Source organism: Actinocorallia lasiicapitis (assembly GCF_054778695.1).
Genome location: NZ_BAAGZI010000256.1, coordinates 1 through 8,792, shown reverse-complemented (window position 1 = coordinate 8,792; position 8,792 = coordinate 1). Strand labels below are relative to the sequence as shown.

The window sequence follows — 8,792 nt, the reverse complement described above, 5'->3', positions numbered from 1 at the left end:
TCGGGCTGATGGTCCTGGTGATCGCGGCGCTGGCTGCGGCGGCGCCGCGGCTGGTGCAGGCTCGGGTGGACGCGGCGGCGCGGGACGCGGTCGCGGGGACGACGCTGGAGTTCGCCGGCACCCCCACGGCGTTCTACGACGCCGCCAGCGGGAAGACCTTCCGTGAGGGTCCGGCCGGTGCGGCGCAGGTCGAGGAGGTCGCCCGGCAGTTGCGGGACGGTGCGGGCAGGGATCTGAGCTCCCTGTTCGGGGCGGAGAGCCACAACGTCCGGTCGGGGCGAATCAGGATCGGGGCGGTCCCGTCGGTCAAGGCGCTGGCCTGGGCGTGGGATCCGGTCGCGTTCGGCGCGGTGGACTACAGGTCGGGGCGCGCCCCGGCGTCACGGCCTGATCTGCTGGAGTTCGCGCTGGTCGGGCAGGCCGCGTCGGTGCTGGAGCTGAAGGTCGGCGCGAAGGTCGCGCTGCCCGCGCCCGGCGGCAGGACCGTCCAGGCGCGGCTGTCGGGGATCTATGAGATCCGGCCGGGCGCGCTGTGGGAGACGCGGACCGAGCTCACCCGCACCATGCTGATCGGCGGGGCGAGTGATCCGATCTCGCTGGCCAGCGGGCTCGTGGACGATCAGGGGCTGGCCGCGCTGCGGTCCTCGGACCTGTCGCTGTCCTACACCTGGCGGTTCGAGCTGCACGCCGAGCGGCTGACGGCGGGTCAGGCGAGTCGGATCCCGGGCGCGATCGAGGAGACCCGCGGGTTCCTGGAGGGTGTGCAGCCCGGCCAGATGCAGACGCTGCTGGTGACGCGGCTGCAGGACCGGCTGGCCGCCTACCTGGGTGAGCTGCGGGTCTCCCAGACGGTCCTGGCGTTGGCGCTGGGTGGGCTGGCCGCCACCGCCGCCGGGGTGCTGATCATGGCGTGCCGGTTGCTGCTGGACCGGCTCCGCACCCCGCTGGCCACGATGCGGGCGCGGGGCGCGTCCCTGCCGCAGCTCGGGCTGCTCGTGCTGGGGACCGCGGGTCCCATTGTGATCGTCGCCGGGCTGGCGGGCTATGGGCTGGGGTCGCTGGCCGAGGGTCCCTCGACCACGGCGTCGCTGTTCGGGCCGCTGGCGATCGTGCTGGTCGCGCTGGTGGTGCCGCCGGTGACCGCGATGATCGTGCACCGGGGCACCGGCCGTGAGGAACGTCAGGGCCTCGGCGGCGGCGGGCTGTCGCCGCGCCGTCTGGTGCTGGAGTGCCTGGCCGTGGTCCTGGCCGCGGCCGGGGTGGTCGCGCTGCGCGGCCGGGGTCTGACCACTGATGCCGCCGCGCGCGGCACCGACCCGTTCCTGGCGCTCGTCCCGGTCCTGCTGGTGATCGCCTCGGGCCTGGTGGTGCTGCGGCTGTACCCCTACCCGCTGCGGCTGGTCGGGCTGGCGGCCCGCCGGTCGAAGTCGACGGTCCTGTTCCTGGGGATCTCCACCGCCGCCCGGCAGCGGGTGTCGACGGCGCTCCCGCTGCTGGTGCTGCTGCTGGCGACCTCTTCGGCGGCGTTCGCCAGCACCGTCGACTCCGGGCTGCGCGACGCCCAGCGCCGCGTCGCCGCCCACACCACGGGCGCCGACACCCTGCTGATCAACGAGTCGTTCCCCACCGGTGTGGAGGAGGCGCTGCGCAAGGTGCCGGGCGTGGAGCGGGTCACCCCGGTGCGGGTGGCGGCGGGCCGGCTCACCGGCGGTGACGGGGTGCCGGTGACCGTCACGATCGTGCTGGTCGACCTGGACGACTACCGGCGCACCGCCGAAGGTCTGGCCCTCGACCTGCCCGCCGCGCCCCAGGCCGGCGGCGCGCTGCTCGGGCCCGGGCTGCTGCCCGGCAAGCTCGAACAGGACGGCACCCCCCTGGAGATCACCATCAGGGACGACGGGAAGATGGCCGCCTTCCCCGGCGTCACCGTGCCCACCGCCCTGGTCGTGGTGCCCTACCACGCCTTCACCGCCGACAACCCCTTCCCCAACCAGATGTACGTGCGGGGCGTCGCGCGCGACCCCGCCGCCCTGCGCAAGGCCGCGTTCGACAACCCGAACCTGACCGTCCTGGACTACACGCGGGTCCACGCCGACCTGACCGGATCGCAACTCGTCGAACTGGTCCACCTGGCGTTCGCGTCCGGCGGTGTCGCGGTCGGGGTGTGCGCGCTGCTCGCCGTCCTCCTCGCGCTGATCACCAGTGCGGCGGCACGCGGCAGGACCATCGGCTACCTCGCCACCCTCGGCCTGACCCGGCGGCAGGCACGCGGCCTGACCCTGACCGAGCTCGGACCGCTCGTCGCGGTCGCCACCCTCGCCGGATGGGCGGTCGGGCTCGCCCTGCCGCACCTGCTCGGCCAGGGACTGGACCTGACCCCGTTCACCGGCGGCCACGAAGTCGGCGCACCGGGACCCGACCTGACGGCGGCGCTCCTGCTGCTCGGCGGAGTCACGGCGGTGACGGCGCTGGCCGTCGCCGTGGACGGCGCCCTGGCCGCCCGGCGCGGCCTGGACAACACCTTGAGAGTAGGCGAACAGTGACAGGGGGAACCATGACCGGCGACACGGCGGACGGGACGGTCGGGAACGGGCCGTCGCTGGCCGACCTGGAGAGCAGGGCCCGCGCCACCGGGCCCGCCTACGGCGCCGACGCGCTCATCGTCTGCGACAACCTCGTGCGCATCTACAAGACCGACGGCGTCGAGGTCGTCGCCCTGCAGGGGCTCGACCTGCTGGTCGGGCGCGGAGAGATGGTCGGGATCGTCGGGGCGTCCGGGTCGGGTAAATCCACCCTGCTGAACATCCTGTCCGGGCTCGACGTCCCCACCGCGGGCGTCGCCCGGGTCGGTGACGCCGACCTGCTGGCCCTCGGCTCCAAGGAGCGGCTCCGTTTCCGCCGCGAACTCGTCGGGTTCGTGTGGCAGCAGACCTCCCGCAACCTGCTCCCCTACCTGACGGCCGCCGAGAACGTCGAACTGCCCATGCGGCTGGCCGGCCGGGCCCGCCACAACCGGGCCGCCGAACTGCTCGACCTGCTCGGCGTCGCCGACTGCGCGACCAAACGGCCCGACCAGATGTCCGGCGGGCAGCAGCAGCGCACCGCGATCGCCGTGGCCGTCGCCAACTCCCCCCAGGTGGTGCTGGCCGACGAACCGACCGGCGAACTCGACTCCGCCACCTCCGCGGAGGTGTTCGCGGCGCTGCGGGCGGCCAACACCGAACTGGGTGTCACCACCGTCATCGTCACCCACGACGCGATGGTGGCCGAGAACGTCGACCGCACCGTCGCCATCCGCGACGGCCGCACCGCCAGCGAGGTCGTGCGGCGCACCGCGGTCAACGAACACGGCGAGGAGATCGTCCACGCCGAGGAGTACGCCGTCCTGGACCGTGCGGGACGGCTGCAGCTGCCCCGCGAGTTCACCGGCGCGCTGCACATGCGCGACCGGGTGCGGCTGGCATTGGAGAACGACCACATCGGGGTGTGGCCGGACGAGCGGAGCAACGGCGATGGCTGAACCCACGATGATCGAGGCGACCGGCCTGTCCCGGATCTACCGGGGCGGCGGCGGACAGGTCCACGCCCTGCGCGGGGTGTCCTTCACCGTCCCCGCGGGGGAACTGGTGGCCGTCAAGGGACGGTCGGGGTCGGGCAAGACGACCCTGCTCAACCTGGTCGGCGGGCTGGACCGGCCAGACGGCGGCACCGTCACCGTCGACGGCCGGGAGCTCGGCGGGCTGCCCGAAGCCGACCTGCTGGCCATGCGCCGCGACACCGTCGGCTTCGTGTTCCAGTCCTTCGGCCTCGTCCCGGTCCTGTCGGCCGCCGAGAACATCGAGGTGGCGTTGCGGCTCACCCGCACGCCCGTCAAGGAGCGGGCCGCGCGGGTCGAACTGCTGCTCGCGCTGGTCGGGCTCGCCGACCACGCCAAACAGCGGCCCTATGAGATGTCGGGCGGGCAGCGGCAGCGCGTCGCGATCGCCCGCGCCCTGGCCAACAAGCCGCGGCTGCTGATCGCCGACGAACCCACCGGCCAGCTCGACTCCGAGACCGGGCAGTCGATCATGGCGCTGCTGCACGCCGTCGTGGCCGGCGAAGGCGTCACCGCGCTCGTCGCCACCCACGACGCCCACCTGATGCGCCACGCCGACCGCGTCCTGGAACTCCACGACGGAGCACTCCTGGAACAAGCCCACGCCACCGCCGACTAGGCTGGACGGTGTGATCGATCTTCCCGTGCGGCACTTCACCGGCGCCGGGGGCGTCCGCCTGGCCTACCGCGAGCTCGGGCAGGGACGCCCCCTGGTCCTCATCCACGGCTACTTCTCCACCGCCGCCGTCAACTGGATCCGCTACGGCCACGCCGAGAAGATCGCCGCCCAGGGCTTCCAGGTGATCATGCCGGATCTGCGCGGCCACGGCGACTCCGACCGTCCCCACGATCCGGCCGCCTACCCGCCCGACGTCCTGGCTGACGACGGGTTCGCCCTCCTGGACCACCTCGGCCTCACCGACTACGACCTGGCCGGCTACTCCCTGGGCGGCCGCACCGCGATCCGGATGCTCGCCCGCGGCGCCACGCCCCGCCGCGCCGTCATCGCCGGGATGGGCCTGGCCGGCATCACCCGCACCGGCCACCGCTCCGACCACTTCCGCCGTATCCTCACCCGGCTGGGCACCTTCGAGCGCGGCACGCCGGAGTGGAAGGCCGAAGCGTTCCTCAAGACCGTCGGCGGCGACCCGCAGGCCCTGCTCGGCGTCCTGGAGACCTTCGTCGACACCCCCGAGGAGACCCTGGCGTTCATCGACACGCCGATCCTCGTCCTCACCGGCGCGCTCGACGACGACAACGGCTCGGCCGCCGCCCTCGCCGACACCCTCCCCGACGCCCGCTACACCCAGATCCCCGGCGACCACATGAGCGCCGTCACCCGCCCCGAACTGGCCACCGAACTCCTCGCCTTCCTTACCGCCTGAACCTCACCCGCCCAGCACCCGCTCGTACAGCGCCATCGCCCGCGCCGTCGCCGACGGCTCCCCCGGCACCAACCGGAACGGCCGCCCCGGATCAGCCGTCAAGAACACCGCCCGAACCGGACGATCAGTACGCAACCGATCGGCCAGTTCGTACAGATGGGTCACGAACACCACCCGCACCCCCGCATCGGTCACCGCCTGCAGGATCTCCGCCGAAATCGCCGAACCCTCACGCTCCGTCGTCGCCACGAACGACTCGTTGCACAGCAGGAGCGACCCCGGCACCAGCCGGTCGGCGATCGCGCTCATCCGCGCCAGCTCCTCATCCAGCTTCCCGCTGGACATCGACCGGTCCTCCGCCCGCTTGAAATGCGTGAACACCCCCGCCACCGCCGCCGCGTCGAACCCCCGCGCCGCCACGAACATCCCGCACCCCGCCATCAGCTGCGCCAGCCCCACGCTCCGCAGGAACGTCGACTTCCCGCCCCGGTTCACCCCCGTCACCATGACCAGCGGGACACCGTCGGCGGCCAGATCATTGCCCGTCACCCCGCCGCCCAGCCCGAGCGCCAGCACCGGCTCGTACAGGCCCTCCGCGCGCAGCACCCCCGACCCCCGCGGACGCAGCACCGGACGACAGACCGGCAACGACAACCCGGTCAGAGCCTCCGCCAGGTTCACACACCCCAGATAGAAACCGACCTCGTCCCGGAGCGCCGCGAAATAGTCACGGACCCGGTCGGCGCAGTCCGACGCGGCGTCCGCGACCGTCTCCAGCGCACGGCCCCGGAACATCGCCAGCGCCCGCCACTCGTCCTCATACGCCCCGCTGATCACATGGGCCTGACCCCGGCGCAGCGACCGGCTCACCGGACGCGTCCGGGACGGCGGCTCGTGCAACCGGAACCCCATCGGCTTGTTCCCCTTGCCCAGACCCGCCGTCGCCACGATGCCGTGCTCGAACCGGAGCCGTACCAGCAGGGCCGTGACCGCCCGCAGATAGTCGCCGTCCAGGTTCGCCCGGACCTCCGCGAACAGCGCGGTGAACGCCGCCGACCCGAACTCCCCCGCCCGCGTCACCGCGAAGCCGTGCAGCTCGCCCAGATGGCCGTGGAACAGCTCCAGCACCCGGCACGCCCGGCTCAGCCGCGCCTCCGCGCCACCCGTCGGCCCGCCCTTGACCATCTTGCGCTCCGCCGTGACCGCCGCGTCGGCCAGCGCGTACAGCTCGCGGACCGCCGACGCCGCGCCCAGGCAGTCCGCCAGGGCCTCCTGCCGGTGCGCCACCACCACCGGATCGACCGGAGGCGCCAGCATCACCGCCCGCGCCACCTCCCGCAACCGGCCGTCCCCTCTGGCCATGGACGCCCAGAGCTCCTCCAGCCCCAGATCGGCCACCAGATCGTCGGTCAGCGCGTCGTCCATCGGCGGCGGTGGCGCGGACGTCCCGGCGGGGTGCAGCAGCCCGGGCCTCATCGGCGGATCCGCGCGGTGAGCCGGTCATAGGTCAGCCCGTGCTTGTCGGCGAGGGACGAGGCGTAGGCGCGGCCGTCCGCGGGACGCCGCACCACCCGGAACGTGCGGGTCGTGCGGTCCTGCTCGGCGACCGTGCTGACCATGCTCACCGCCTTCCCCTCCCCCAACGCCAGATCATCGACGAAACTCACCCACAGGCACACCGCGTCCAGCCCCGAGATCCGGGCCAGGACCCGCTCGCTCAGCGCGCGAGCGTCGTCCGCGGTCGTCGAGGTGAAGATCTCGTTCAGGATCAGCAGGCTGTCGCCGGTCGCCCGCTCGAAGATCACCGCGAGCCTGCGCAGGTCGTCCTCGAGTTTGCTGACCAGCGAACCGGGCAGCTCGGGCCGCTCGTAGTGGGTGAGGATCCGGTCGGGCAGGAACAGCCGGACCCGCCGGCCCGGGACGGGGCAGCCCAGCGCCGCCAGATGGTGGAGCTGCCCGAACGTCCGCGACAACGTCGTCTTCCCGCCCTGGTTCGGGCCCGACACCACCAGGATCCGCTCGGCGCCGTCCAACCGCACGTCGTTCCCCACCACCGTCCCGCCGCGGGAGACCAGCCGCACCGCTAGCGCCAGATCGTAGACGCCGCGGGCGTCCAGCTCCTTCACTGTGGCCGACACGTCCGGGTAGCAGACTGGCAGGCCCGCCGACCGCAGGGGCGCGAGCAGCCGCAGATAGCCCAGGAAGAACGTCAGCTCCCGATCGAGGCGGACGACCGGCTCGGGCAGGAAGTCCCGGAAGGCGGCGCGGAACGCCCCGAGCTCGTCGAACACCTCCGGATGCAGGCCCGCCACCAGATCCAGGACGGCCGCGTCCACCTGGTCCAGCACACCGTCCCCGGCCTGCGGCCGCACCGCCGGCGGCGCCCCCTCCCAGCGGAACCGGTCGAACAGGGCGACGACCCGCTCGGCGAAATCGGGCTCCCCGTCCTCCCGCGCCGCGGCGACCGTGATCCGGTCGGCCCGCATCAGCACCTCGTACCGCACCCCGGCCAGCCGCTCCCGCAACCGCGCCCCGCGCTCCCGCAACCCGGTGAACCACCCCGACCGGACGAACCCGGCCAGATCCTCACCCACCCCGGCCAACCCCGCCGAAGTGACCTCGGCCGCCGCCAGACCGTCGGCGAACCCCGCGACGGCGTCCGCCCAGTCCAGCACGATCTCCAGAAACCACCGGTCGGCCTGCGGCGGATGCGTCATCCGCGCCAGCGCCACGCTCCTGGTCCGCGTCCGCGCCATGACCGCGGTGAACCGGTCGGCCGCCGCCCGCGCCGGGCCGTCCTCCAGCTCCCGGAAGACCGCCTGACGCGCCACGACGACCGTCACGTCCCGCACCGGAGACCAGAACCAGCCGCCCAGACCCTCCCCGACCTGGTCGAGGTTCAGATCCCGGAAGAACTCCGGCTCCCCGGCCACCGGCTTATCGCCCAAAAGACCCCGAACGACCATCCGGCCACGCTAGCAGCGCACCCCGGTCCGCCCCTTGCGCTTTCCGCGCGATCCCGGCGCCGGGATCACACCTCGACGTTCTCCTCGATGCGCTTGAGCTGGTGCCGCGACAGGGCCAGGTTGGCGCGGTCGCGGTCCAGGACCAGATAGAGGAACAGGCCCTGGCCGGAGCGGGAACCCAGCGGACGGATGATGTGGTACTGCTGGGTGAGGGTGATGAGGATGTCCTCGATCCCGTCCTTCAGGCCGAGCTGCTCCATCGTCCGCATCTTGGAGCGGACCACCTCGGTGTTGCCCGCCGCGGCGACCTGCAGGTCGAACGCCTTCGTGGAGCCCAGGGCCCCCAGCGCCATCCCGCTGCCGTAGTCGACGACGGCACAGCCGAGCGAGCCGTCGATCGACATCATTTCCTTGAGGGTCTGGTCGATGTTGGACATCAGGGACTCCCGTCCTGTCGTGAGTGAAGTGCGGCCAGGCACGCCGCGATCGTCCTGGCGGCCGGACGGGCCTCCAGATGCAGCAGCCCGAGACTGGCCTGCGGGCCGGCCAGAACGGCCAGCGCCGCGCGCGGCCCCGCCGCGTAGATCGCGACCTGGGCCCGCGAGTTGCGGATGACGACCTCCTCGAAGGCGCCGTCGGCGACGGTCGCCACCACCCGGGTGGCCAGCGACAGCTCGGTCGCGGTCAACGCCGCCACCGTGTCGGGCTCCAGCCCCTCGGGCAGATCACACGCCAGCAGAAAACCGTCCACCGACGCCACCAGCGCGCCCGTGACATGCGGAACCGCGCGCCGTAGCGCCGCCAGCTCCGCCCCGACCGCCGCCTGGTAGGCGGGCCGTGCCGCCC

8 protein-coding genes are annotated in these 8,792 nt (G+C 73.0%); 4 read left to right on the top strand and 4 right to left on the bottom strand.

The annotated features are described in order from the left end of the window. From ACYVE7_RS23540 to ACYVE7_RS23525, 4 genes are all read left to right on the top strand, one after another. A partial coding sequence (locus ACYVE7_RS23540; RefSeq protein WP_460367250.1) for an FtsX-like permease family protein occupies positions 1 to 2,543 on the top strand: 2,543 nt, incomplete at its 5' end. A gap of 11 nt (positions 2,544 to 2,554) precedes the next feature. Then, a complete protein-coding gene (locus ACYVE7_RS23535) occupies positions 2,555 to 3,520 on the top strand; it encodes an ABC transporter ATP-binding protein (RefSeq protein WP_460367248.1) in 966 nt (321 codons plus the stop codon). Then, the gene (locus tag ACYVE7_RS23530; protein WP_460367247.1) at positions 3,513 to 4,214 is read left to right on the top strand and encodes an ABC transporter ATP-binding protein; all 702 of its coding nucleotides are present in this window, start codon (positions 3,513 to 3,515) and stop codon (positions 4,212 to 4,214) included. The genes ACYVE7_RS23535 and ACYVE7_RS23530 overlap by 8 nt, the downstream gene beginning before the upstream one ends. A 10-nt stretch (positions 4,215 to 4,224) precedes the next feature. Continuing rightward, positions 4,225 to 4,980, top strand: a complete 756-nt coding sequence (locus ACYVE7_RS23525) for an alpha/beta fold hydrolase (protein WP_460367245.1) — start codon at positions 4,225 to 4,227, stop codon at positions 4,978 to 4,980. 3 nt (positions 4,981 to 4,983) lie between these two features. Here ACYVE7_RS23525 and ACYVE7_RS23520 read toward each other — a convergent pair whose 3' ends face one another. The 4 genes from ACYVE7_RS23520 to ACYVE7_RS23505 form a co-directional block, all read right to left on the bottom strand. Beyond that, positions 4,984 to 6,456: a MutS-related protein gene (locus ACYVE7_RS23520; RefSeq protein WP_460367243.1), complete on the bottom strand. Its 1,473-nt coding sequence runs from the start codon at positions 6,454 to 6,456 to the stop codon at positions 4,984 to 4,986. Further along, positions 6,453 to 7,913: a MutS-related protein gene (locus tag ACYVE7_RS23515; RefSeq protein ID WP_460367241.1), complete on the bottom strand. Its 1,461-nt coding sequence runs from the start codon at positions 7,911 to 7,913 to the stop codon at positions 6,453 to 6,455. Before ACYVE7_RS23515 ends, ACYVE7_RS23520 begins: the two co-directional genes overlap by 4 nt. A gap of 98 nt (positions 7,914 to 8,011) precedes the next feature. Further along, complete coding sequence (locus ACYVE7_RS23510) at positions 8,012 to 8,383, bottom strand: hypothetical protein (RefSeq protein ID WP_460367239.1); 372 nt, start codon at positions 8,381 to 8,383, stop codon at positions 8,012 to 8,014. Continuing rightward, the coding region (locus ACYVE7_RS23505) for a roadblock/LC7 domain-containing protein (protein ID WP_460367238.1) at positions 8,383 to 8,792 on the bottom strand (410 nt) is incomplete at its 5' end. The genes ACYVE7_RS23510 and ACYVE7_RS23505, both read right to left, overlap by 1 nt.

What these genes read in the sequence shown, in the direction of transcription:
- ACYVE7_RS23535 (WP_460367248.1), top strand. Translation starts at nt 2,555, where the DNA reads ATGACCGGCGACACGGCGGACGGGACGGTCGGGAACGGGCCGTCGCTG.
- ACYVE7_RS23530 (WP_460367247.1), top strand. Translation starts at nt 3,513, where the DNA reads ATGGCTGAACCCACGATGATCGAGGCGACCGGCCTGTCCCGGATCTAC.
- ACYVE7_RS23520 (WP_460367243.1), bottom strand. Translation starts at nt 6,456, where the DNA reads ATGAGGCCCGGGCTGCTGCACCCCGCCGGGACGTCCGCGCCACCGCCG.
- ACYVE7_RS23510 (WP_460367239.1), bottom strand. Translation starts at nt 8,383, where the DNA reads ATGTCCAACATCGACCAGACCCTCAAGGAAATGATGTCGATCGACGGC.